The sequence below is a fragment of the Altibacter sp. HG106 genome, assembly GCF_028561755.1.
Classification (GTDB): Bacteria; Bacteroidota; Bacteroidia; order Flavobacteriales; family Flavobacteriaceae; genus DFVG01.
In genome coordinates this window covers 177,035-201,235 of sequence record NZ_JAQQTD010000004.1, presented here as the reverse complement: position 1 = coordinate 201,235, position 24,201 = coordinate 177,035, and the positions used below count along the sequence as shown (strand labels likewise).

The window sequence follows — 24,201 nt, the reverse complement described above, 5'->3', positions numbered from 1 at the left end:
CATATGGGTCGACAGATTAATGTAGCGCTTCTAGGAAATCCAAACACCGGTAAAACGTCGGTCTTCAACCGCCTCACCGGACTGAATCAAAAAGTGGGGAATTACCCCGGGATCACCGTCGAAAAAAAGGAAGGTGTTTGTACGTTGGAACGCGGACTCAAAGCTCATATCCTAGATCTTCCCGGAACCTATAGCTTGAATGCTTCTTCACTGGATGAGAATGTTGTTATTGAATTATTGCTGAATAAAAACGATAAGGATTTTCCAGATGTTGCCATTGTCGTGGCCGATGTAGAAAACCTGAAGCGTAACCTCCTACTTTTTACCCAGATCAAAGATTTGGGAATTCCCACCATATTAGCCATCAATATGGCTGATCGGATGAAGCGCAAAGCGATTTCTTTAGATATTGAACAACTTGAAGAGAAGCTCGAAACAAAGATCGCGCTCATCAGCTCTCGAAAAAATGAAGGTTTTGAAACGCTGAAGCAATACATTACACAATACGCTTCCCTTTCGGTAAAACCCTGCGTAAATGCCTCAAGCATCGCTCCCGAATATTTCAACCGTCTTGAAAAAGCGTTTCCAGACCAAGATCTTTACAAGCTTTGGCTGGTGATTACTCAGGATGTTAATTTTGGTGTCTTAGAGCGGGGCGCCCTGAAAGGGATCGCCACGTTTCAAACGGAAAGCACCTCCAATTTAAAACGGCTTCAGCAAAAAGAGACCATTGCCAGATACCAGTTTATCAATGAAGTCCTGAAGGAAACACTTGCGATTGACACCGAGAACGCCAAAGACTTCCGCAGCAGGATGGATCGCATTCTCACGCACCGCATCTGGGGGTATATAATTTTCTTCGGAATATTATTACTTATTTTTCAAGCCATATTCGACTGGAGTAGCTACCCCATGGATTTTATTGACAGCACCTTTGCTGCCTTTAGCGAGTGGACCAAAGCCATCATGCCTCCAGGCGATTTTACGAATCTTATTGCAGAGGGAATTATCCCCGGATTGGGAGGAATCGTAATTTTCATTCCGCAGATCGCTTTTCTGTTCTTGTTTATCTCCATCCTGGAAGAAACAGGCTATATGAGCCGCGTGGTTTTTTTAATGGATCGCAGCATGCGTCGGTTCGGACTCAGCGGAAAGAGTGTGGTACCCTTAGTGTCGGGTACCGCATGTGCTATTCCGGCCATTATGGCAACTCGTAATATCGAAAGCTGGAAGGAGCGTCTCATCACGATCCTGGTAACACCATTTACCACCTGCTCGGCACGGCTGCCGGTATACCTCATTATCATTGCCCTGGTGATCCCGGAGCAACGAGTACTTGGAATCTTTAGCCTTCAGGGGCTCACCTTGATGTTCTTATACTTACTCGGTTTTGGCGCGGCCATTTTCTCAGCCTGGCTGCTAGACAAAGTGCTGAAAATCCGTAGCAAGTCGTTTTTCGTGATCGAAATGCCCAACTATAAGGTGCCTATACTTAAGAATGTGATGATCACTGTGGTGGAAAAAACAAAATCATTTGTTTGGGGAGCCGGAAAGATCATTTTGGCTATTTCTATCATTCTATGGGTACTCGCCTCGTATGGTCCTGGCGATTTTAATCGAGCCGAAGAAATTATTGCTCAGCAAACGGTAGGGCAACAACTTTCCGAAACAGAACTAGAGACCAAAATTGCTTCTTTTAAACTGGAAAACAGTTATGTTGGCCATATGGGAAAATTTATTGAGCCCGCAGTGCGTCCCTTAGGATATGATTGGAAAATAGGTATTGCGATTGTAAGCTCCTTTGCCGCAAGAGAAGTTTTTGTAGGAACTTTAGCGACTATTTACAGTGTAGGCAGTGAAGAGGAAGAAACCATTAGAAACCGCATGGCCGCTGAAGTGAATCCCGTGTTGGGAACTCCTATTTTTAATTTCGCGAGCGGCATCTCGTTGTTGCTGTTCTATGCTTTTGCCATGCAGTGTATGAGTACACTGGCCATCGTTCGACGGGAAACCAACAGTTGGAAATGGCCACTTTGGCAATTATTTGCCATGAGTGCGATTGCCTATATCGTAGCGCTTGCCGCCTATCAATTTTTAAAGTAACTTTACCCTTATGCAAACCGTTTTAGTTCTCATAACATTTCTTCTTGCCGTCGGATTTATTCTAAAAAAATTCGTCTGGAGTCCCCTTGTGGAAGGACAGCAAAAACGAACCAAAAGCGTGGACGGTTTGGGTACAAAATGTGGAAAAACCGACTGCGGTTGTCACTAGACTATTAGAGTTGCTTTTTCACCAGAAGCACATAGGCTAAGGATGCTGATTTGGTTTTAGGGTAAGGAAGTAGTTGCAACCCCATTACCGTAAGATTTTCTTTAGAGAACAGTGTAAGATCCCGGGATTCGTCTCCTTGGAGGGCTCCAAATATCAATTCTTTCGTTTCCGAAGGATTCTCACCTTCTTGAACCCTCACTAAAACTCGTGCCCTTCCTGCCCAAACACAAGTAACATCTTCAGGGCATCGAGAATCTTCCAGAACCTCTAGAAAGGTCAAAGAGATTCCTTGTATGGTAGTTGTATTCCCCAACGGTATTTTGATGGCAATTTCAGGAACCTCGATAGGTCCTTGCTGGGCCGACACCCACCCAGATAATAGCAAAAAGGCGGAAAGCAATATGGTTTTCATGTCTATTATGTTTGTTGGTTCAACGATTCTTATCCTCTAAATAAAAAGAAATCATCCTTCATGGGCTCAATCTTTTCATCTTTATTCGTCAAAATATATTCCAAAGCGAGTTCTGTAAATTGTTTTCCCTTGGTCGTAAGGGATACGATCTCGTTTGAAATGGTGATCATATTGTTCTTTAAGGCCAGGTCAAGCACGGTTTTAGAACGTACGCGTTGCCAATTGATGTGTTCCTGTAAGTGATTGATATGTCGTTCATTTTCTTCGGAATGATTGTTCAAATGTAATAAGAAGGTAAGTAACGATACTTCGGTTCGCTGTTGCTTTTGGCGATACAAGACAGCGATCCATCCTTTCTGTGGCGCGAACAGGTACACGAATAAAAAAACCAGACCTAATACAGTGGTCATCGATCCGGAAATCGAAGCATCCAACCAATGCGCAACCCAATAGCCTAACAGGGCTGAAAAAACACCAAACCCGATGGCTAACCACAACATTTTCTTCAGGTCGCTGGTAAGTAAATAGGCGGCGGCGGCAGGTGCGATCATCAAGGCGACAACCAAAATAGCGCCTACGGCATCAAAAGCCCCTACTACTGTTACGGAAGAAACGGACATCAATCCGTAGTGCATCACTAAAGGAGAAATTCCTAAGGAAGCAGACAGCCCCGCATCAAAAGTGCTAATTTTCAATTCTTTGAAAAATAGGATCACAAGCGTAATCGTGATGAGGAGGATCACCCCCATGATCCAAAGGGATTTTGGGCCAAGATCTATTCCACTTATCAACAACCGATCAAATGGCGCAAAAGCCAATTCTCCTAGTAATACAGCATCTACATCAAGGTGTACGTCGTTCGCGTTCTTTGCAATCAGGATCACACCAATGCTGAAAAGGGCAGGAAATACCAGTCCAATGGCGGTATCTTCCTTCACGAGTCCCGTACGCTGAATTGCTTCCACAAGTATCACGGTAATCACTCCGGTGATCGCTGCCAGAAGAATCAGGATAGGCGAATTCAAATCGTGGGTCAAGAAAAAGCCTAACACCAATCCTGGTAAAATAGAATGACTAATGGCGTCGCTTATGAGCGCCATTTTCCGAAGTACCAGAAAAACACCGGGAATCGCACACGCTATAGCGACTACAGCAGCAATTACTTGTATTTCAATTTGTGGATTCGTCATGGGTTGTTTCGTTAAACATGTTCTCTGCGGCGAAATAGCCTTTTTCGGTAAGCGACCAATGGTGTTGTTGTAAGGTGATCCATTGTTTTTCTTCCATCTTCTGTAAGGACCGTTTCGTGAACCCCTGGAAATTATTCAATATACGAATGGCGTGAGGGTGCGATATATCATCGTGCGTTTTCGCTATGCTATGCATTAGCTGGAGGGTTTTCTTTAATTGTAGGTCTCTTCGATTTTGCCGAAATCGAAGTTCCCGAAATAGGAGTCCGCGTCCCGGAGAAAATACAAACGAAATTAACACGAATACGGCTGCCACTAGCACGATCACCGGCCCCGTGGAAAGATTGTTCTGCGAAGCGCTGATGGCCGTGCCAAAAACCCCTGAAAATGCACCAAACAGCGCGGCAAGCAATATCATACTGCTCAAGCGGTTGGTCCATTGGCGAGCCGCAGCTGCTGGAGCCAGCAACAGCGCGCTCATAAGAACCACTCCAACCGTCTGTAATCCCAATACAATCGCCAGGACTATAAAAAAAGTGATAAGGATATCTATAAATCGCGTATTGAACCCCAGCGTTTTTGTAAAATCGGCATCGAACAATAAGATTTTGAATTCTTTCCAGAATAAGAGTAACACCAGAGCACACATCAGGGTTACGAAGATCATTAAAGTCACATCGCTTTCCACCAGGGTCGCAGCCTGTCCAAACAAGTATTTATCCAGTCCCGCTTGGTTGGCGTTGGGTTGCTTCTGAATAAAGGTAAGCAGCAGCATTCCGAAGCCGAAAAACAAGGATAAAATGAGCCCTAGCGCGGTATCGGTCTTTAGGTGGGTTTTCTTAATGATGCCCCGAATCCAGAACGTTCCTATGAGTCCGCTGATCAACGCACCCATCAATAAGAGGTTGGTGTCTTTGGTGCCCGTAATCAAGAAGGCCAGGGCAATTCCAGGAAGGGCTGCGTGAGAGATCGCATCCCCTAGCAGGCTCTGCTTCCGAAGCACGGCAAAACTACCCAACATTCCGCAGGCAGCCCCTAACACCGCGGTGCCTAAAGTGATAGTGCGCAGGGTATAGTCGGAAAAGACTTGATCGAAATAGTCGAATAGAGACATTAGTTGTTGATGGCTACTTTGTAATTGATTCCATAGGTCTTGGTTAAGTTATCGTCATTAAAAATATCTTTGACAGGACCGGTGGCGATTTTCTTCACATTTAAGAAGGTCACCCAATCGAAATATTCAGGCACGGTTTGAAGGTCATGGTGTACTACAACGACCGTCTTGCCACGTTTTCTAAGTTCTTTAAGAATGTTGATGATCGCAATTTCGGTGGTGGCATCGACTCCTTGAAAGGGTTCATCCATCAAATAGACCGTCGCATCCTGTACTAAGGCTCTCGCCAAGAATACCCGTTGTTGCTGTCCGCCACTCAACTGACTAATTTGGCGGTTCTTGAAAGGCAACATACCTACTTTCTCCAGGGCTTCTAAAGCCGATTTTTTTTGTTTGCTCCCTGGCCGTTTTATCCAGCCCAATTGGCCGTAGGTACCCATCATTACCACATCGAGTGCAGTGGTTGGAAAATCCCAGTCTACACTCCCTTTTTGAGGAACATATCCCACCAATCTTCGTTGTTCCTTATAAGGCTTTCCGAAGACACGCACACTACCCGCTATAGGATCAATAATGCCTAGAATCGCCTTGATAAGCGTCGATTTTCCGGCGCCGTTAGGGCCTACGATTGCCATAAGTACTCCTTCAGGAACCGTTACGTCGATATCCCAAAGCACCGGTTTGTAGTTGTAGGCGACGGTAAGGTCATCAATTTGTATGGCAGGTTGTGATTCCATCATTTAAGAGCGTTAACAATGGTTGTGACATTGTATTTAAACATTCCTATATAGGTTCCTTCTTCGGTTCCGGGATTTCCCAAGGCATCACTGTAAAGAGAACCTCCAATAACCACCTCGTGATCTTTTGCATTGACGGCTTGCTGCAAGGCTTCGATAGTTCTTCTTGGCACCGAACTTTCCACGAAAATGGCTTTCACTTCGTGAAGAATGATAAAATCAGCCAGCCGCTGCACATCTTGCACACCGGCTTCGGTGGCTGTGGATAACCCTTGTAACCCTACTACTTCAAACCCGAAAGCCTGACCGAAATAATTAAACGCATCGTGGGCGGTCACAAGAATTCTGTCGTCTGGAGGCAAATTATCTATGGTCGCGCGCAATTCGGCTTCCAATTCGTCAAGCTGTTCCAGATAGTTGTTTTTATTGGTTTCGAAGGAATCGGCAAATTCAGGTTTCGCAGCAGATAAGGTGCGCGCAACTTCCGAAGCGAATGTTTTAAAGTAGGAAATATTGAACCAAACATGAGGATCATAACTGGAAGCGAAGTATTCAGACCCTATAAGTCCGCTTTTATCAAGCTTTTCGGCGAGGGCCACCTGGGTTTTATTTTGCTGTTCCATCTTTTCGAACACTTCCACCAATTTTCCTTCCAGATGAAGGCCGTTGTAAAAGATAACATCGGCATTATAGAGTTTTGACACATCCCCTTCACTCGCTTTGTAGAGGTGCGGATCGACTCCTGCGCCCATCAGACCTTGCACTTCAATATGGTCACCTCCAATATGTTTAACCACATCGGTAATCATGGTGGTAGTGGTAACCACTTGAAGCGTTTCATTGGTTTCTTTGGAGTGTTTACACCCAAATAGTACACAGGCAATTAGTATAAAGAGAAGTCTTTTCATCATATTAATTTGGAATTCGATAACTAGCCCCGGCACTTAGCAGGAGATCTTGTCCTTCTGTAAAGGAAGTGCCTACCGTGGCATCCAGTTGAAGGTTATTCAGTAAAAGATAGGTGATCCCTGCATCCCAGAGATGCTGTGCTTTATTGTCTTCGGGAAAGTTTCCATACACTTCGGCATAAAAACCAAATCTATTCGTAATTGCGTATCCGTAAGCCAGGGTGTAGATATAAGCGATTTCAGAGGAGTCGTTGCCCCATTGCGCACCGATATTATACCCAAGACTTGATCTTTCTGAAAGCGTATGAGCCAGAGAAAAACGAAAGTCGGCTCCCGTCGTTTCGGGTCGGTAATCTGAACTTGCGGAAAAGGGCAGAAACAAATGACCAATAAACCCAATTTCCGGAAGAGGGCCTTGTTCTTCGGTTACAGCAATTTTCACCCCAGCTAGCAAGGGAGACAATCCACTTTGTACGTCAGGAAGTTCAACTCCGTTCACCGTGGTGCGCACTTCTTCAAAGTTCCACCCCAGCCGAAGCTCTAATCGAGATAACAACCCGTATCGCAGCAGGGTAGTATTGTATCCGAACACTTCTTCTTCCCACCCATTTTCTTCATAGGTAGTATAAAATCCACCCGTTTCAATTTGCAAGTATCCTTTGGGCACTACAGAGGCCGCTTCGGTGGCATCGGGTCTGTCGGTAATTAGTTCGGGTATAGAACTATCCTGTTCTTGTGCCGTTAGGCTAAAAATGGCGCAAAGCAGTAGGCCGCTTAGTAAGTATTTTTTATTCATCATGATTCTTGAATTTGAACAAAGAGGTTTTCAGAGGTTTTTTTTGAGATAAAGAATTGTTGGTCTCGAACACGAAGAATCATCGACCCATCGAAAAATTCTTTCCCAAGGACGTGAATCTTAGTTCCAATAGTGATTTTTTTTCGATCCAGGTATTGTAAGAAATCACTGCTGGATTCTTTAACGCCAACACATACTCCACGCTGACCTTTTTGTAATTCCGAAAGCAATTTTTTCTCGGTACGCTTTATATTTCCGTGCTGATCGGGAATAGGGTCTCCATGAGGATCAAAATCAGGGGAGCCTAAAAAGCGATCGAGGCGCTCGATGAGTTCTGCCGATTGAATATGTTCTAGTTGCTCGGCAATAGGATGTACTTCGTCCCAATGAAAATTTAGCTTATCAACCAGAAACACCTCCCATAGTCGGTGCTTTCGGATTACATCAGCTGCTTTTTTACGCCCTGTCTGAGTAAGTAAGGCCCCTTTGTACTTTTTGTACGAAAGCAATTCTTTATCGGCCAATTTCTGAACCATATCGGTCACCGACGAGGGCTTGGTTTCCATTTGTTCGGCAATGGCATTGGTACTAACTTCTCCCTGAGTCTCCTGTTCCAGGTGAAAAATAGCCTTGAGATAATTCTCCTCTGCATGTGTAAACATAGGGTAAAGGTAAATATAAATTTGGAACTATAGTCTAAATATTTTTAGACTAGTCTAATTTTATAGATATAGGCTACCGTATAGGTGAAAAACTGTGCTTAGAATCCTCGTTCCGCCTGCAGTTGTTCGTACGCTTCCTGTACTTTCTGAAATTTCTCCTGAGCTCCTTTTTGATAGGCTTCATCCATATGCTGGAGCTTGTCGGGGTGGTATTTTTTTACCATGGTGCGATAGGCCGCCTTGATCTCATTATTGGAGGCCTCTGGAGCTACTTCTAAAATTTTGTAAGCGCTATCCGGGTTTTTGAAGAACATCGCCTTAATACTCTCAAAATCTCGCCCTTGCACCTGCAAAAAACCAGCAATTTGCTGAATCATATTTACTTCCGGAGTACTTACCGTTCCGTCGGCATTCGCAATGCTAAACAAAAAATGCAGCACTTGGAGTCTGGATTCGTAGCGCATTCTATTCCGAAGCAACGCACAAATATGCTGGGCGGACACCTGGCGTTTTTTGATCACCTCATTAAACACACGAAAGGTAGCGTTGGCACGTTCTCTTCCGTAGGCCTGTACAAAGTACTGGCGCACGTAATCAAGTTCTCGTTGATTGACGGTACCATCGGCCTTGATCACCAAAGATGCCAGTGAAAGAAGGTTCAATTCGAAGTCGGCCGGACTCACACGATCGCCAGCGCTTTCTGTTCGAAACATACGTTCATAGCCGCCTCCCTTTGTATTGGAACGGGACAAGGTGCTATCTAAAAGCGTTCCGATGAGAAACCCTAGGATGGCTCCGGGAAATCGAAAAAAAGTATATCCAAGGATGGCAGCAATCCATCGAATCATAACAAGAATTCTTTCACATTATAAAAACAGGCGCAAAGATACATTATTCTATACGCAAGTCGGTAGCAAGCGCCTTGGAGATTAACAAATGTCGCTTGCTTATGAAAGCATCAACCACATCTATGGAAAACGCTGGCTAACCGACTAAATTAGTTATCTTTGCACCTGTATTGTTACAACTTTAAAAACAAACTATATGTACCCAGCAGAACTTGTAAAACCTATGCGTGAAGACCTCACCTCTATTGGCTTTACCGAATTATTTACAGAGAGCGATGTGGAAGAAGCACTACAGAAGTCAGGAACCACCCTGGTCGTAGTGAACTCGGTATGCGGTTGTGCAGCGGCCAACGCACGTCCGGGCGCACGTATCTCGTTACAAAATGCCAAAAAACCAGATCATTTGGTAACAGTTTTCGCCGGTGTAGATCGTGAAGCAACCGATGCGGCACGCTCTCAAATGGTGCCGTTTCCACCCAGCTCGCCGTCTATGGCCTTATTTAAAGATGGTGAATTGGTGCACATGCTAGAGCGTCATCACATCGAAGGTCGTCCGGCAGAGATGATTGCAGAGAATCTTGTAGGAGCGTATAACGAATACTGTTAAGTTCGATCTTCCTCAATAATTAGTTATAAACCGTTGTTTTGCCTAGCTTTACAACGGTTTTTAGTTGTATGAAACTCATTCGAAACATCCTGAGCTATAGCTTATCGGTACTATTTTATATAGTTTTCGGGCTGTTGCTATTGTTGTTTGACCCTGTACAACGTATTTGCTTGCGACTGTTTGGATATCTCGCCCATAAGAGAAGCGTCGATCTTTTTAACGTATTGGTGTTACGATGTCTACAGCTACTGGGAACCTACTATGAGGTACATCCACGAACCAGCATCCCGAACAACGTACCCATTATTATTGTGAGTAATCATCAAAGTATGTGGGACATTCCGCCGCTTATTTGGTTTCTTCGGAAATACCATCCCAAATTTATTTCCAAAATTGAACTGGGAAAAAAGATTCCCACCATCTCCTATAATTTGAAATACGGCGGAAGTGTACTTATTGATCGCAAAAACCCTGAACAGGCCATGCAACAGATCGCAAAGATGGGTGGCTATATTCAAGAACATAACCGAAGCGTCGTAATCTTTCCAGAAGGAACCCGAAGTCGGACGGGTATTCCAAAACCATTCAAGCGAAAAGGGCTAAAAACACTGTTCGAGCACGCTCCTGAAGCCTATGTGTTACCGGTAAGTATCAGTGGCTCCTGGAAATTACAGGAAAAAGGGATGTTTCCGTTGCCTTTGGGCACAAAACTTACCTTCGTCTTCCATCCGGCACTGGCGGTCGCCAATTACGATCCGGACACCCTTATAGATACCCTCGAAAAAACAGTGGTATCAGGTGTCATTTCCGTTTAGAAAGCTTGCTAACGTCATTCGTGCATCAAAGGCAGATAGCGGTACCAACTTGACTGTTTTCTTCTCGGTAGGCGTTCCGAAGTTCTTATAGAAAGTATATTTCACGTAGACTGGGACCTGGTTCTCGGGCAGCGAACCCGCTTGTCTCAAATTAACGCGCCAAGCGCCTACCGGAGCATCGTCAATAATAAATTCTTCCATCGCATATCCAGCAGCCAATTCCTTTCTGATTCGGTCCTCTGCGGCAAAACGATCATGCTTCCAAATAAAGTATTTCTTGGCTGGATCTACGAATTGTAGGTCGAATTCGGCCTGCGGATCGTTATAGGACATCAAAATTCGAACATCCTTTTTGAACGTAGCCGACAACAGATCGTTGGGTAATTCCTGAAATGGAATTTCTGAACGGTGAAAGGCAACCAATTGTTGAATTTCATGTTTCACTATATCTTCTAAGGGCTCAAAATCAAGACCCTCCGTCTCATTAACGAGCATTTGTTTATACAGTCCGTACGCCTTTGAAATCTCCCCCGTTTCCTTGTAGTTATTCGCCAAATCACGATACGATTGTATTGAATTAGGAGCAAGAACTAAAATACGTTGAAAGAAGTTCGTCGCCAGCTTCTCTTGTTGATTCGCTTCGAAGGCATAAGCAATCGTACGTAGGAGACGGACGTTATTCGGTCCTTCTTCCGCCAAATCATATAAGATATTATTAGCATAATCTATGTCCCACCGACTCATATACAGCGCGCTTTCAATATAATAGCCGGCATCTATTGTGTTAGTACGGGCTGTCTCAAAAGCAGATCTTGCTTCTTCGAAGTTTGAGGCAGTACCAAATGGCGAGGTGGGTCGGTACAATGCTAAACGCTCGTTGAAATCATTCCCTTGTACCAACATAGAGCGCTTTCCACTCGCGTTAATGGTCTCGTCATCCTTGATCATCGATTTGGTATTAATGATGATGGCACCGCCGCTTCCCAGCGTACCGTATTTTACAGAAGCCGCCAGAGAGGGCAGTGCGGTAATTCGATCAATATTCTGAACATTTACAAAAGGCAAGGCAACGTTTGTTCCTTGCTGGTAAATTTGATTATCAATTACGATTACCGGAAGGACATTTCTGGTAATGGACGAATTCACACTTCGAATAAAATAATAGACTCTGTTTCCGGGAACCCCCGAATATTGTATTCCGGTTAAACGCACCAATAGTTGGTCTAACGATTGGTATTGAGCGCCAATATCTTCAGAGGTGATTTCTGAAGCCGCATAGCCCACCGCATCCACATTTTTTTCGCCGTAGGCAGTTTCAATCTTTCGCCCGGCGACCACCACTTCATTTAAGAGTTGGCCATCCGATTCAAGCGTGATGCTTAGATTATTAGAATTTTCAGCGGAAACTTCCGTAGGGGTCATTCCGAAGTGAGAAATCAGCAACACATCGGTGCTATCGGCCGCGATTCTGAAAGTGCCATCCACGTTGGTCATAACCTCTTTTAAACTCCCCTTTACTCGTACTGAAGCCCCCTGAAGTGGCCCCGATTTGGTTTGCACTGTACCTTGAACGTAAGTTGTAGTATCCTCCGAAAGCTCTTTGATCGCTGGTGGCGCACTAAGAGCAGTACTGACCGGCTCCATGAGTAAAAAGTTTTTCTCTTCTTTTAATAGTCGAAGTATAAAATCGTTGCGAACCACACGAGGAGCATATCCTAGGGCTGTAAGTTCAATAAGTGTGTCATCTTTTAAGACGTCGGGAGGAAGCACTAACTCGAAGAGGCCATTGGCATCAGTAACATCGCCAATGTTCTCATCCAGCACCCGAACATTTGCATAAGGGATGGGTTGCTGGGTGGCTTCATTAATAAGTTGCATTTCAAAAATAAGCGCGTTGTCTTGCGCCAACATTGGACTCACCATAAAGGTGAAAAAACAAACAAGAGTAGTTAAAAATATTTTCATAGCAAATTCATTTACAACACTATAAGGTAACGAATTATAGCGGTAACTAAAAGGCAGCAAAAATCGAGCCGTTTATATGTTGAGGCAAAAGTTAAAACGTCCAATACCAAGTGATGTCCACCACTTCAAATTTTCCTTCATGCAAATTGTCTTCTAGAATCGAAATGGTTGCGTTGGTCTTGGAAACCTCCCCGGCTATTAAATCACGAACCACTTGCCGAACCTTACTACTTTCCGGGTTCATGCCCTTAGTATAGAGCACTGTGGAAGGAATCGATACGTATAACGGTTTTGAAATTTTGATTTCGTACTGTCCCATCGAACTTGCCGCTATAGTTTTTGGGTCATCGGGAATCCAGTGGATGTTTACGACATCAACTTTATAGTTAACGAGTAGCGTGTTTCCGGCACCTTTAACTTCATATCTCTTATCGCGATAGAATGTATTTATCATTGAGAGAAATGAAGGATTATCATTGCCGTTGTAACTCTTTACGTCACCTTGGTCTGTTTTCGAGGTGATAGGACCTGGCTTTTTGTAATCGCTTCTAATTTTATTGATCGCTCCGAGCCACCGACCGAGCGGTTCGTTCTTGGTATACCGTTCTAAATTCAGTAGTAAATTCTGCAATCTCGGGTCGTCATATCCTTGAAGGCTTGCAAAAAACACATCGAAAACATTATTTGGCCTTGTCCCTTCTGAATTATTGAAATGCTTTTCCTTGAGAAATTTCCAAAACGTCCGCTCAAATTGTGTTGGAATCAAAACATTCACCTCACTAGAATTTTTCTCAGTAAACTTCCCTAACCGTATCTGCGTTGACGCAGTGTTTTTATACGTGTAGTGTAGTTCTGTGTACTGCTCGTTTTTTATAGCATCTTTAAAGTAGCTCCCTAATTTCCAGAGAAAAATATTATGAAACGTTTCAAAAAAAGAGTCTTTCACATCTTCAGAATTTCCATTGACCAACGCTTGAATAGTTTGCTTAAAGGGGGAGTTTCGAGGCTCTGTTTTCTCATAAAATCGATAGGGTATATTGGGCCATAAGGGTTGAACGGTATGAAGAAACGCTACTTTGCGGTCTTGTATGGTTTGCGCCATCGCTTCATTTTTTGTTAACGACATCTTTCCTAGTATTCCCTCAGACGCTTTTTTAGTATAACCGTGGTGTCTTACCGTGGCTAAATAGAGGAGATTGCCGTCTGTATATAAGGCTACATCTCTGGTAACCGAAGGAATGCTGCGATTCTTTGAAACCCCTCTATTGTTAGTAAATTCTTCAGGAATAATTGCCTTTAAAAGGGGATCTGAATAGCGATATCCTGAACTTGTATACGTCAGGGGTATTTCTGTTTTATACTCGTTTGCAAATTCTATAAGCGAGTTCTCCGTAAAGCTGAGCATAGTTTGATTTCCCGCCAGATCCGTGAACATAAAACTGTTCCCCGACAACAGTTCTTGAGGTGAACTATCTACGGCATAAACCGTTACCTTTTCATTGGGAACCTTGTTCGAATTGGAGGTAACAAACGCATCAGAATACCCGGTTTTCCAAGTATCATTTATGTCGAAATAGACGTATGATAATTTTTCTTTATTGTTAGATTGAACTCTATAGCCTTCCTGCGAAGACGCCAAAGGGATGGCCAAAAATAAAAACGAACATAGAAGGATTTGATTTTTCATGAATTCACAAAAGTCTTTTAGTGATAGAAACGTTCTGTTGTCCTAGTATGCTTTTCTATATTGAAAAGAATCCAGCATGGTTTTTTTATCCAATCGAACCAACGGAATTACTTTAACTATCTTTTCTTCGGAAGGCAACCCGTAGTTAACAATTCTAGTATATCGAAGATATGGCGGAGGACTACCTGAATACTGCCCACGGTACTGAAGATTCACTTTCCATTGGCCCGCTTCGGCCCCATCAATTACAAATTCGGCGCCCATATATCCATTCTCGATATGGGTTTTCATAAGGTTGGGATTGTCAAATTGATCGTGACTATAGTTGTAGAACTTGTTGTCGGGATTTACAAATTGAAGGGTAAATTCTGCAGAAGGATCAGTCCATTCCAACACCATACGAATGTCTTGCTTCGCATTGGCATTTAATAGATCACTTGGCAATTCTTGAAACGGGACCTCACTTCGATGAAAAGCCACTAAATGTTTTAATTCTGTTTCTGCCGTTTCACGGAGCTCATCAAAGCGAGAAGCATTTTTAGTATTGACGAGTATCGCTTTGTAATTCTCATAGGCATCAGTGATTTTATTTGCGGAATACAAAGTGCGCGCTAACTGCAGATACCCTTGCATTTGTTCAGGTCGAAGGGTGAGCACTTTTTCGGTAAGTGCGAGTGCCCGTTCATACGCCCCAAATTGTTCGTATTTATAAGCAAGTGCACGCAGCACCTTGGGGTTGTTCCAAGCCCTTTCCGTCAATATATCGAGAAATCCAGCAGCGTATTGCTTATTTTCTTCCGCGAGCACATCCGACACGTCCATAAAATAATCCAACCCCAATTGATTGTTGTTACGAAGTTGATTGATAAGAAGCGCTTTTCGTTGTTCAGGGTTATTGGCATTCTTCAATTTTAATATCGCGGCATCTGTTCTCAAGGCGGCTTGTAAATCAATCGCATCGTGTTGGTAATCATTACCCTGCACTAATAGTGAGGGGGTTGAAATCTTTTTATTTTGAATTGTCTTTGAAGTAGCTTCTGTTTTGATGATTATGGCTCCATAGGCTCCTAAGGAGCCAAAGCGAGCACTTGTACTATGCGTATATTTTAGCGCTTCAATGCTTTTTATGCGTTGAAGGTCGATTGGTGGTAAATTATCCAATCCGTCCTTTTGCTGATATACGATACCGTCAATAACGATAATAGGGTTCGTATCTAAGATAGCGGAAGAACCCATGCTGTTCGGAAAGGAATATCGCTTGTCATTTCCGAGCCCTGTAACGAGCACTCCGGGTAATTTCCTAATTAATTGATCTAGCGTTTGATACGATGCATCAATGTCCTTTTCGGTGAGTCGTTGCACAGAAGTGGCTATGGCATCGGCATCTCTTTCTCCAAAAACGGTTTGCACCTTTTCCTTTTGTGGTTTTCCGTCTAAAACCACCTCATCCAGCAATTCTGCCTGTAAGGCCATCGTTATTGTCAACTTGTCCCCAGTGCTTACCGTGACCTCCAAAGGTCTCACACCGATATATGAAAATACCACGACATCCCCATCGGCTGTCGGAATCTTGAAGGCTCCATCACCGTCTGTTATCACTTCAGTAAAAGAGTTTTTCACCCTAACTACAGCGCCGTTGATTGGCACACCTTCAGTATTTACTACCTTTCCCGACACAAATCCTTCGGTGATATTCGTATCATCATATCGTTTTTCATCGGCTATATCGTATGCCAGGAGCTGCCAGGCTTGGTCAATTGGGGTAGTCACAAGGTTTACATAATGCCCGTCAGTAATAAAGCATAGTTTCTGAAGTGATTTATGATTAGCATTACGTTGACTGTTGATGGCAAATACGGGTGCCTGGGCACTTTCAGGCAAGGTTGATAGCACTGAAGTTCCGTCAGAAAACAGCACAATAGCGTCTGTTTCGGAAGACGCTAAGGTTTCCAACTCGGTATAATTTGAGGCACCCATATATCCGAATTGCTTTAAAAATGAGATCACTTCGGGACATTCCCCTTCGCAACGAAATGTTTGGGTGTGTGTTTCCGCAGTATTAGTAACTATCGCGGTCACCTCCACTGATTCCTGATATTTTAGATACTGACTCAACACCGTTAATTCTTCTTGTGCATTTCTATTTCGCATCCTATCAGCATTATCCCACAGAAGTGTAATTCGCTCCGGTTGTTTCCGAAGTAAATCAGATTTTCGATTTCCGTATTTGTAATATTGACCTTCGAGCATCATGGCCATCCCCACTTCATGTTTGATCCATTTGTCTTGGCTCACATAACGACGGTATGAAATTCCATTATCTAAACTGCCCGCCATTACAAAATAAAGCGCATTCCCGTATATTTTAATTAACTCTACACTCACGATAATATCTGACGATACTCGTAAGCGAAACGGACTTAGATCTACGGTCTCCACCCCGTTTCGTTGGGTCACGGTATGATAGATATTCTGAGTGAGAAGATTCTTCCCCGGGTATTGATTTTCGTAATCGTAAATATTTATTCGGATGAGTAGGCTGTCGGAATAGTTCTCTAATACTCTAAATTGAAGAGAATTAAGACTGGTATTTCGCTTTCGGATATTAATCTTGGTGGCGATTTCTCCACCCAGCGCTAGTGAATCGCGCCAATACCCGTACGTTTCGGTACTGTATCCGTTATTTCCTAAGGTAACTTCCTTTTTTTCACCGCCAATCAGCATGACGGTATCTAATTCGTAGGTAACAGGGTCTAAAACCACCGGTTTGTTTTGCGCCAATTGTTGGGCCAACTGCCCCACTGAAATTGTTTTACTCGTAAATCCTATTGTTGAGAATTGAACCAGATCACTTGCGGAAATATCATCGTTTTTTATTGACAAATAGAATGTTCCATCGATCCCGCTCACGGTCCCAATATGTTTTTCGATCACACCAATATTAGCAAATTCAATGGGAGTTTGTGTTTTACCATTAATAACAGATCCTTGCAGTTCCCACTGCTGAGAATATGCGATAGACATTATAAAGGAGAGAAGAAAAAAAAGTCGTAATCGCATATAAAATTTCTTTTTAAGATAGGAATTTTAAAATAAACCCAATTGCGGGTTCTTAATTTGTAGGTAATGATCAACACAAAGAGAGGGCATTCCTCCCTCTGGCAAGTATCTTTTTTTGGCGAGCGCCATTGTACTTTTAATCTGTTCTGAAATGACACCGCTCCCCTTGATTCTTCGGCCCCAAGTGCTGTCATTCAGCTGACCTCCATGACATTCCGCAATTTGATGCAAGATACGATCGGCTCTATCGGGCATGGTCTTCCGAAGCCAGTCCTCGAAAATCGGTCCGATCTGCCCGTTGAGTCGGACGACCGTATACCCAACCGACCGTGCGCCTAGATTGGCAACTGTTTTCACTAAGGGCAATATCTCGTGAGAATTTAGAGAAGGAATAATGGGAGCCATCATCACATGCACCGGGATATCATATTTCGCAAGGGTCTCCACCACCTGCAAACGCTTTTTAATACTAGCGGTACGTGGTTCCAGAAGTCGACGTATCCCTTCTGAAAGACTAGTTATTGAAATATACACAGAAATGGCGTTGTATTCATTCAACGCTTTTAGAAGCTCAAGGTCCCTCAGAATCAAAGCGTTTTTTGTAATAATTCCCGTAGGGTGTTTCCATTTTAGCATGACTTCCAGACACTTTCGAGTAATCTCAAGCTTCCGTTCAATGGGTTGATAGCAGTCGGTATTTCCCGAGAACACTATGGTATCGCCGTTCCACGCCTTGCTCTTTAACTTCTCTTCTAAGAGTTGCGGAGCATTTTTTTTAATCAGAATTGTGCGTTCAAAATCCAGCCCTGGACCATAACCCCAGTATTCATGACTATTCCTAGCGTAGCAGTAGACGCACCCATGTTCACAACCTTGATAGGGGTTGGCGGAATATCCCATTCCTACATCGGGACTCGTCACTTTATTGACAAAAGTCTTCGGAAAAACATCCAAGTACTTGGTATGATTGTCGTCGGCTGCTTCTCCTTCAGAATGACAGTAATTCAAATAATCATTTCGCGTTTCATGACGAAATTCATCAAATCTATTGTGCTGTTGTTTTTGAGCACCTCTTCCGTGGATCGATTCTGGCATCCACCAAAATTACGCAGTATTTGGATTATTTCCTATTAAATTGGATTATTTCCATTATTGTCCTGGAAAGTTCGCTTTACGCTTTTCTAGAAATGCCTGTGTTCCTTCTTGGAAATCGGCCGTGCCAAAACATTTTCCAAACTGGGTGATCTCTTCTTCGTAGCCATTCTCTCCATCTTCAAACCCTGCATTCACGGCTTCTATCGCTGCTGCAATCGCTACAGATGAATTTTTCATGATCTTTTTTGCGAGGGCGACCGTAAAATCGAGCAGTTCTTCCTGAGCCACTACGTGGTTCACCAATCCGTACTGTAAGGCCTGGGTCGCATCGACCATTTGAGCGGTCATAATCATTTCGAAGGCACGTCCCTTGCCCACCAATTGGGGAAGTCGCTGTGTTCCTCCGTACCCGGGAATCACCCCGAGCGAGGTTTCGGGCAGTCCCATTTTGGCATTATCGCTTGCTACACGAAAATGGGCAGCCATGGCCAATTCGAGTCCGCCCCCAAGCGCAAATCCGTTAACGGCCGCAATCACGGGAGTTTCTAAATGGGCAACAAAATCGAACAATTTGGCTTGTCCTTCCGCCGCAAGTTGTTCTCCTTGAGATACCGAGAAATCGGCAAATTCAGAAATATCAGCGCCGGCGACAAAGGCCTTTTCACCGGTGCCGGTCACAATAATTACTTTGCAAGCGGCATCCTCATTCGCTTCTTTAAAAGCCTTGTGCAGCTCAGAAATCGTCTTTCTATTTAAGGCATTTAGTTTCGAAGGGCGGTTAATGGTAATGGTACAAACTCCTTCTTCTGTATGAGTCAATAAGTTGTCGTAGGTCATAGTCGTTTTTTGTAGCTATCTGCTTTAAAAATACAAAAAACTTAGGCGTATTTAGGAAAAACCACCTGAAAGGTCGTGCCTTTTCCTGAAGTTGAAGAAAAAGAAATTTCCCCTTGATAGGTATTCACAATTTTCTTTACCATAGCAAGCCCCAAGCCCATTCCACTTGACTTGGTCGTGAATTTTGGCTCAAAGACCAAGGGTTTATTCTCTTCAGAAATACCCACGCCATTATCTTCCACAGAAATACACACCTCCTTATGGTTCGAAAATACCCGAACGTTTATACGTGGAATCTCCGGTTGCTTTTGTTCGATGGCTTGAATGCTGTTTTTTACCAAATTGGTGATAACCCGTATGAGCTGTGTGCGATCGAATTTTGCAATGGTTTCCTCTTCTTCGGAAAAGAAATGAATATAATCTTCGTTAAAAATATCCAGCGCCAATTTGGTGATCTTGACCACATCTAGCGTTTCATCTTGTTGGGCTGGCATTTTTGCGTAGGTAGAAAAGGCCGAAGCAATAGAGCTCATGGTGTCGATCTGTTGGATGAGCGTATCGCTATATTCGTTCAACTTTTTGTTGATATTGGGGTCTTCGGGATCGAATTTACGCTGAAAACTTTGAACCGTTAATCGCATAGGCGTTAACGGATTTTTGATCTCATGCGCCACCTGCTTGGCCATTTCACGCCAGGCCGCTTCGCGCTCACTCGCTGCGAGCTGGGCCGCGCTATTTTCCAATTCGTCGATCATTCCGTTATACGCCATCACAAGATTGGAAATTTCCTGCGTGGTATTTTCCTCTAACTCAATTTTTTGATTGCGCTTATTGAGGCGCGTCTCATTGATCTTGTCACTCACCGTTTTAAGGGATCGCGTTATATATTTCGAAAGAAAATAAGCCAAAATGATGGCGATCAAGATCATGAAGAAATACGCGATGGCCATTCTACTCAAATTCTCACGCAGTTCTTTATTGATAAAATCATCGTCTTCAATATAGGGCAGGTTCAAGATGGCTATCGGTTTAAAATAGCTATCGGTGATATACGAATACGAAGATTGGTATTTTTGCCCGTCTTCCTCAAAACTCTCGATAAAGTGTTTGTCTGGTGAGTTTTCGAGTCCTTTTAAGGCGTACCGCGGAATTTGTTGATAACTGGTATCCTTCACAAAAGAAGCTTTCGAAGATTTTAGTAGCCGCCCATCCAGATCGTAGAGAAACACTTCCAAATTATGGATATCCTTTATTTCGTAGATCTTATTCTTGAAGATGAGCGCAATGTATTCGGTTTCTACCGGGTAGGTGGTATTCTTCAGCATGTAATCGATATTCTCCCGAATACTCGTTTCTTTCCGCTGCAACCGATCGCTGTGATAGTCCTTCGCCTCTTCTCGGTACTGAACAATAGTTACTACGGCGATTAGAATGGAAGCCAGCACTACCAATAATAACATGGACATGAAAATCCGAAAACGTAAGGACTTATAAACGATCATACCTTGGAATTCATTGGGAAGATAGCAATTATTACGCCAAACCTTCGCTATTGTTTTTCTCGAATCCGTTTGTAGAATCGGAAGCCAAGCATGAGAAGGATCGCAAAAACAAGAATTCCAAGGGTTCCGTAGATCCAATTGATGGCATTTTTCAGAATCACCAAGAATACTACCGAGAATAAGATAATAGTGGCCCCTTCGTTGAACAATCGCATGAAATTTGAACGATAGCGCACCTCATCCTGCTGCAGGTTTTTGTAGATCATGTGGCATTTGATGTGGTAGATGATAAGCGCAACCACGAACCCTAGTTTTACTTGCATCCAGGCATCGCTGAGGTAAAATGGACGAAGGGCCAGAATATATATTCCGAAGCCAACTGCCAGAAACATAGAGGGCCAGGTAATGATCAACCAAAGGCGCTTGGCCATCAATTTTAATTGGTCGCCAATGATCTCCCGTTCTGGAGAAGGTTTTTCACTCGCCTCGATTTGATACACGAACAAGCGAACGATATAAAAGAGCCCTGCAAACCAGGTGATCACAAAAATCAGGTGCAGGGCTTTGATATAATTATACTCCACTATTCGTCGCTTTCAATAAATAGATAGTTCAATTGTTTTTGGTTAAAAGCCGCGTTGAACGCACTAATCTCTTGGTCTACCATGGTATCGAACTTGTTTAATTCGGCTCTCACTTGCTGGGTCAACTGATTTTTCACCGCGATATCTTGTTGGGTAGGCGGAAAATCATCCATACTCACTAAGCTGTTTAAGTGCGCCAGTTTGTTGGTAAGTCGGATAGGAAAGTTCAGTGGATCCTGCCCACTGCGGTTTTGCGTTTGATATAAGGCCTTTTCAATCTTCGAGAAGTCTTCTTGCATGGTCTTGGCTTTTTCCACCAGGTCACTTACCGCCTCATTATCTTTATATTGCTTCTGAAAGGCTTCAAGTTGGTCACTAATCTTTCGGATTTTCTTAATGGATTGATGTGCACGATCTACCGTTTTATTGACATCCGCAATAAAATCATATTGCTGTTGCATTCCGGCAATATCCGTCTCTGCATTTTTATCAGGTACTATTTTAAAGGGCTGCGAATAGGTTTCGTCTCCAACTTCTAAAACCACTTTATAGTTCCCTGGAACCGCTTGCGGCGCATCGGTACTCGCCCACCATAAAACCATTCCCGGAAGACGCTCTGCACCTTCGCCACGCATATCCCAAGTATGGTAATTAGCCCCTTTAGAAACATCCAGCTTGTTCTTTTTGTCTTTTGTAGAGAAACTTTGAATGGTATCATTTGCAGCATTTAGATAGTGCAAGGCAATTTCTTTATCCTTGGGATCATTCACATAAAAATACGTCATCACTCCTGCCGGATGGTTGGTTCCGCTCGTAAGGGAACCCGACCGAGAAGCACCTCCCATACGATAGGTGTCCTTTGGCTTGTACAGGTAGTTATCGTTCCCTTTTGCCGCGGAAAGTTGATGAATTACCGACAGATCGTCAATAATCCAGAGACTTCTTCCTTGCGTTGCGACAATCAAATTGTTATCTCGAACCGCCAGATCGGTAATGGGAACGATGGGTAAGTTCATTTGAAATGATTTCCAATTGGCACCATCATCAAACGAAATATACATTCCGGTTTCGGTTCCGGCATAGAGCAATCCTTTCTGTTTGGGATCTTCCCGCAACACTCTTGTAAAATGTTCCGCAGGAATTCCGTTCGTGATTTTTTTCCAGGTCGCTCCGTAATCAGTTGTCTTGTAAAGATATGGTGTGAAATCCCCTAATTTGTAGCGGGTTCCAGCCACATAACAGGTTCCTGGATCGAATACGGAAGGTTCTACGCTATTAATCATCATCCATTCTGGCATGCCCTTCGGAGTAACATCGGTCCAATCTTTTCCTCCATTGCGTGTCACGTGAATAAGTCCGTCGTCACTTCCGGTCCAGATCAAGCCCGGCGTGACGGGCGATTCCGCGGCAGCGAAAATGGTACAATAATATTCCACAGAAGTATTGTCCTGTGTAATGGGCCCTCCAGAAGATTTTTGCTTGCTAGGATCATCTCGAGTAAGGTCCGGACTGATCACTTCCCAGCTCTCCCCTTCGTTGGTGGTGACATGCAGGTGATTTGACGCCGTGTATAACTTATTTGGGTCGTGGGGGGAAAAGAATATCGGAAAGTTCCACTGAAAACGATACTTCATATCCTCAGCGCCATGGCCCATAGGGTTGTCGGGCCATACGCTCACACTACGCACCGTACCGGTGTCGTGATTATATCGAGTTAAAAAACCATCGTAACTACCTCCATATACAATTTCCGGGTTTTCAGGATCTACAGCAATATGCGCACTTTCGCCTCCGGCCGTAGACTCCCAATCGTCTTCATCGATGCTCCAGCCTTCGGTGCGGTGCGGAATTCTTACCGTGGAATTGTCTTGCTGAGCCGCATAAATGCGATATGGGAAGGCGTTGTCTGTAGTTACTCGATAGAACTGTGAGGTAGGTTGATTGTGATAGGTACTCCAGGTTTCGCCCCCATCATAGGTTACTTGCGCACCACCATCATCTCCTATGATCATGCGATTAGGATCTTCGGGAGCGATCCACAGATCGTGGTGATCACCATGAGGCGCATTGTAGGTACTATACGTTTTTCCGCCGTCGGTACTTTTGTGATACCGTACATTCAATACGTAAACAAGGTCTTCATCTTCGGTATCGGCGTAGATTCGGGTATAATACCAGGCCCGTTGTCGCAATTTTCGTTCGCTATTGATTAAGGACCAGGTTTCTCCCCCATCTTCGCTGCGGTAAACCCCCCCCTTTTCCTTGTTTTCAACGATCGCCCAAACCCGCTCGCTATTTGCAGGAGATACGGTAACTCCAATAATTCCTAAGGTGTCACTGGGAAATCCTTCATTTTTTGAAATTTCAGTCCAAGTTTCTCCGCTATCGGTACTTTTCCAAAGTGCCGATCCATCTCCACCACTACTGAGACTATAGGGTGTACGACGCACGTTCCAGGTAGCCGCGTACAAGACCCGATGGTTATTGGGATCCATGATCAAATCTACGGCGCCTGCATTCTCATTAGCGAATAATACTTTTTTCCAAGTCTTGCCGCCGTCTACAGTTTTGTATACACCCCTTTCTTGGGTGGGTTTATAGATATTGCCTAGCACTGCCGCGTAAACAATGTCGTGATTTTTTGGGTGGATGGCAATGCGCGGGATATGCCTGCTTTTCTCCAGCCCCATCGATTTCCAGGTTTTTCCGGCATCTTCTGTTTTCCAGATTCCGTAGCCACTAGAAACGTTTCCACGAACCGTTTTTTCTCCACCGCCAACATAAATCACATTGGGATCGCTTTCGGCTACTTCAATAGATCCGGTAGAACCCCCAAAATATCCATCAGAAATATTCTCCCAGGTTCGTCCTCCGTTCTTGGTGCGCCACACACCGCCTCCGGTCGCTCCAAAATAAAATAGGTTAGGCTGTTCGGGAACTCCGGTGACCGCCGCACTTCTTCCGCCTCGAAAAGGGCCAATCAATCGGTATTCTAGCGACCCATATAAAGCTTCGTCATATTGTTGTGCGATACCTTCGGGAATCAACATTCCGAAGAGTCCTAAGAAAAATAGTAAAGAAGTGAGAGAGAGCTGTTTCATGCTGGATGA

Annotated in this window: 19 protein-coding genes; 3 read left to right on the top strand and 16 right to left on the bottom strand. The window is 43.9% G+C overall.

What is annotated here, in order from left to right; all coding sequences use genetic code 11:
* Positions 1-3: 3 nt before the first annotated feature.
* Positions 4-2,103: a ferrous iron transport protein B gene (gene feoB / locus PO830_RS08205; protein ID WP_272853059.1), complete on the top strand. Its 2,100-nt coding sequence runs from the start codon at positions 4-6 to the stop codon at positions 2,101-2,103.
* Positions 2,104-2,276: 173 nt separating this feature from the next.
* Here feoB and PO830_RS08200 read toward each other — a convergent pair whose 3' ends face one another.
* From PO830_RS08200 to PO830_RS08165, 8 genes are all read right to left on the bottom strand, one after another.
* Positions 2,277-2,684, bottom strand: coding sequence for a hypothetical protein (locus PO830_RS08200; RefSeq protein WP_272853058.1), 408 nt, complete (start codon positions 2,682-2,684; stop codon positions 2,277-2,279).
* Between the two features lie 29 nt (positions 2,685-2,713).
* Positions 2,714-3,874 (bottom strand): metal ABC transporter permease, encoded by a 1,161-nt coding sequence (locus PO830_RS08195; protein WP_272853057.1) that lies wholly within the window; start codon positions 3,872-3,874, stop codon positions 2,714-2,716.
* On the bottom strand, positions 3,855-4,988 hold the full coding sequence (locus PO830_RS08190) for a metal ABC transporter permease (protein ID WP_272853056.1): 1,134 nt from the start codon (positions 4,986-4,988) through the stop codon (positions 3,855-3,857). Before PO830_RS08190 ends, PO830_RS08195 begins: the two co-directional genes overlap by 20 nt.
* Complete coding sequence (locus tag PO830_RS08185) at positions 4,988-5,725, bottom strand: metal ABC transporter ATP-binding protein (RefSeq protein WP_272853264.1); 738 nt, start codon at positions 5,723-5,725, stop codon at positions 4,988-4,990. The genes PO830_RS08190 and PO830_RS08185 overlap by 1 nt, the downstream gene beginning before the upstream one ends.
* Positions 5,725-6,633 carry a metal ABC transporter solute-binding protein, Zn/Mn family gene (locus PO830_RS08180; RefSeq protein ID WP_272853055.1) on the bottom strand — a complete coding sequence of 303 codons (909 nt, stop codon included), beginning with the start codon at positions 6,631-6,633 and terminating at the stop codon, positions 5,725-5,727. Before PO830_RS08180 ends, PO830_RS08185 begins: the two co-directional genes overlap by 1 nt.
* Before the next feature lie 4 nt (positions 6,634-6,637).
* The gene (locus PO830_RS08175) at positions 6,638-7,432 is read right to left on the bottom strand and encodes a transporter (protein WP_272853054.1); all 795 of its coding nucleotides are present in this window, start codon (positions 7,430-7,432) and stop codon (positions 6,638-6,640) included.
* Complete coding sequence (locus PO830_RS08170; RefSeq protein ID WP_272853053.1) at positions 7,429-8,091, bottom strand: metal-dependent transcriptional regulator; 663 nt, start codon at positions 8,089-8,091, stop codon at positions 7,429-7,431. Before PO830_RS08170 ends, PO830_RS08175 begins: the two co-directional genes overlap by 4 nt.
* A 98-nt stretch (positions 8,092-8,189) precedes the next feature.
* Positions 8,190-8,939, bottom strand: a complete 750-nt coding sequence (locus PO830_RS08165) for a TerB family tellurite resistance protein (protein ID WP_272853052.1) — start codon at positions 8,937-8,939, stop codon at positions 8,190-8,192.
* Positions 8,940-9,135: 196 nt separating this feature from the next.
* On the opposite strand from PO830_RS08165, the gene PO830_RS08160 reads away from it, so the two are divergent.
* Positions 9,136-9,546: a BrxA/BrxB family bacilliredoxin gene (locus PO830_RS08160; protein ID WP_272853051.1), complete on the top strand. Its 411-nt coding sequence runs from the start codon at positions 9,136-9,138 to the stop codon at positions 9,544-9,546.
* A gap of 68 nt (positions 9,547-9,614) precedes the next feature.
* Positions 9,615-10,361 (top strand): lysophospholipid acyltransferase family protein, encoded by a 747-nt coding sequence (locus PO830_RS08155; protein ID WP_336375868.1) that lies wholly within the window; start codon positions 9,615-9,617, stop codon positions 10,359-10,361.
* On the opposite strand, the gene PO830_RS08150 is transcribed toward PO830_RS08155, so the two are convergent.
* The 8 genes from PO830_RS08150 to PO830_RS08115 all read right to left on the bottom strand — a co-directional run bounded on the left by PO830_RS08150 (position 10,341) and on the right by PO830_RS08115 (position 24,141).
* Positions 10,341-12,326, bottom strand: a complete 1,986-nt coding sequence (locus PO830_RS08150) for a carboxypeptidase-like regulatory domain-containing protein (protein ID WP_272853050.1) — start codon at positions 12,324-12,326, stop codon at positions 10,341-10,343. The genes PO830_RS08155 and PO830_RS08150 overlap by 21 nt on opposite strands.
* 91 nt (positions 12,327-12,417) lie before the next feature.
* On the bottom strand, positions 12,418-14,013 hold the full coding sequence (locus PO830_RS08145; protein ID WP_272853049.1) for a hypothetical protein: 1,596 nt from the start codon (positions 14,011-14,013) through the stop codon (positions 12,418-12,420).
* 42 nt (positions 14,014-14,055) lie between these two features.
* Positions 14,056-17,073, bottom strand: a complete 3,018-nt coding sequence (locus tag PO830_RS08140) for a carboxypeptidase-like regulatory domain-containing protein (protein WP_272853048.1) — start codon at positions 17,071-17,073, stop codon at positions 14,056-14,058.
* 27 nt (positions 17,074-17,100) lie between these two features.
* Positions 17,101-18,168: a PA0069 family radical SAM protein gene (locus PO830_RS08135; RefSeq protein WP_272853047.1), complete on the bottom strand. Its 1,068-nt coding sequence runs from the start codon at positions 18,166-18,168 to the stop codon at positions 17,101-17,103.
* A 54-nt stretch (positions 18,169-18,222) separates the two neighbouring features.
* Positions 18,223-19,005: an enoyl-CoA hydratase/isomerase family protein gene (locus tag PO830_RS08130; protein WP_272853046.1), complete on the bottom strand. Its 783-nt coding sequence runs from the start codon at positions 19,003-19,005 to the stop codon at positions 18,223-18,225.
* 41 nt (positions 19,006-19,046) lie between these two features.
* On the bottom strand, positions 19,047-20,507 hold the full coding sequence (locus PO830_RS08125) for a sensor histidine kinase (RefSeq protein WP_272853045.1): 1,461 nt from the start codon (positions 20,505-20,507) through the stop codon (positions 19,047-19,049).
* A 47-nt stretch (positions 20,508-20,554) separates the two neighbouring features.
* On the bottom strand, positions 20,555-21,094 hold the full coding sequence (locus PO830_RS08120; RefSeq protein WP_272853262.1) for a CopD family protein: 540 nt from the start codon (positions 21,092-21,094) through the stop codon (positions 20,555-20,557).
* Complete coding sequence (locus tag PO830_RS08115) at positions 21,091-24,141, bottom strand: VPS10 domain-containing protein (protein ID WP_272853261.1); 3,051 nt, start codon at positions 24,139-24,141, stop codon at positions 21,091-21,093. Before PO830_RS08115 ends, PO830_RS08120 begins: the two co-directional genes overlap by 4 nt.
* Positions 24,142-24,201: the final 60 nt, after the last annotated feature.

Excerpts from the sequence above, each read along its gene's own strand:
- feoB (WP_272853059.1), top strand. The coding sequence starts at position 4 with ATGGGTCGACAGATTAATGTAGCGCTTCTAGGAAATCCAAACACCGGT.
- PO830_RS08200 (WP_272853058.1), bottom strand. The coding sequence starts at position 2,684 with ATGAAAACCATATTGCTTTCCGCCTTTTTGCTATTATCTGGGTGGGTG.
- PO830_RS08195 (WP_272853057.1), bottom strand. The coding sequence starts at position 3,874 with ATGACGAATCCACAAATTGAAATACAAGTAATTGCTGCTGTAGTCGCT.
- PO830_RS08190 (WP_272853056.1), bottom strand. The coding sequence starts at position 4,988 with ATGTCTCTATTCGACTATTTCGATCAAGTCTTTTCCGACTATACCCTG.
- PO830_RS08185 (WP_272853264.1), bottom strand. The coding sequence starts at position 5,725 with ATGGAATCACAACCTGCCATACAAATTGATGACCTTACCGTCGCCTAC.
- PO830_RS08180 (WP_272853055.1), bottom strand. The coding sequence starts at position 6,633 with ATGAAAAGACTTCTCTTTATACTAATTGCCTGTGTACTATTTGGGTGT.
- PO830_RS08175 (WP_272853054.1), bottom strand. The coding sequence starts at position 7,432 with ATGATGAATAAAAAATACTTACTAAGCGGCCTACTGCTTTGCGCCATT.
- PO830_RS08170 (WP_272853053.1), bottom strand. The coding sequence starts at position 8,091 with ATGTTTACACATGCAGAGGAGAATTATCTCAAGGCTATTTTTCACCTG.
- PO830_RS08165 (WP_272853052.1), bottom strand. The coding sequence starts at position 8,939 with ATGATTCGATGGATTGCTGCCATCCTTGGATATACTTTTTTTCGATTT.
- PO830_RS08160 (WP_272853051.1), top strand. The coding sequence starts at position 9,136 with ATGTACCCAGCAGAACTTGTAAAACCTATGCGTGAAGACCTCACCTCT.
- PO830_RS08155 (WP_336375868.1), top strand. The coding sequence starts at position 9,615 with ATGAAACTCATTCGAAACATCCTGAGCTATAGCTTATCGGTACTATTT.
- PO830_RS08150 (WP_272853050.1), bottom strand. The coding sequence starts at position 12,326 with ATGAAAATATTTTTAACTACTCTTGTTTGTTTTTTCACCTTTATGGTG.
- PO830_RS08145 (WP_272853049.1), bottom strand. The coding sequence starts at position 14,013 with ATGAAAAATCAAATCCTTCTATGTTCGTTTTTATTTTTGGCCATCCCT.
- PO830_RS08140 (WP_272853048.1), bottom strand. The coding sequence starts at position 17,073 with ATGCGATTACGACTTTTTTTTCTTCTCTCCTTTATAATGTCTATCGCA.
- PO830_RS08135 (WP_272853047.1), bottom strand. The coding sequence starts at position 18,168 with ATGCCAGAATCGATCCACGGAAGAGGTGCTCAAAAACAACAGCACAAT.
- PO830_RS08130 (WP_272853046.1), bottom strand. The coding sequence starts at position 19,005 with ATGACCTACGACAACTTATTGACTCATACAGAAGAAGGAGTTTGTACC.
- PO830_RS08125 (WP_272853045.1), bottom strand. The coding sequence starts at position 20,507 with ATGATCGTTTATAAGTCCTTACGTTTTCGGATTTTCATGTCCATGTTA.
- PO830_RS08115 (WP_272853261.1), bottom strand. The coding sequence starts at position 24,141 with ATGTTGATTCCCGAAGGTATCGCACAACAATATGACGAAGCTTTATAT.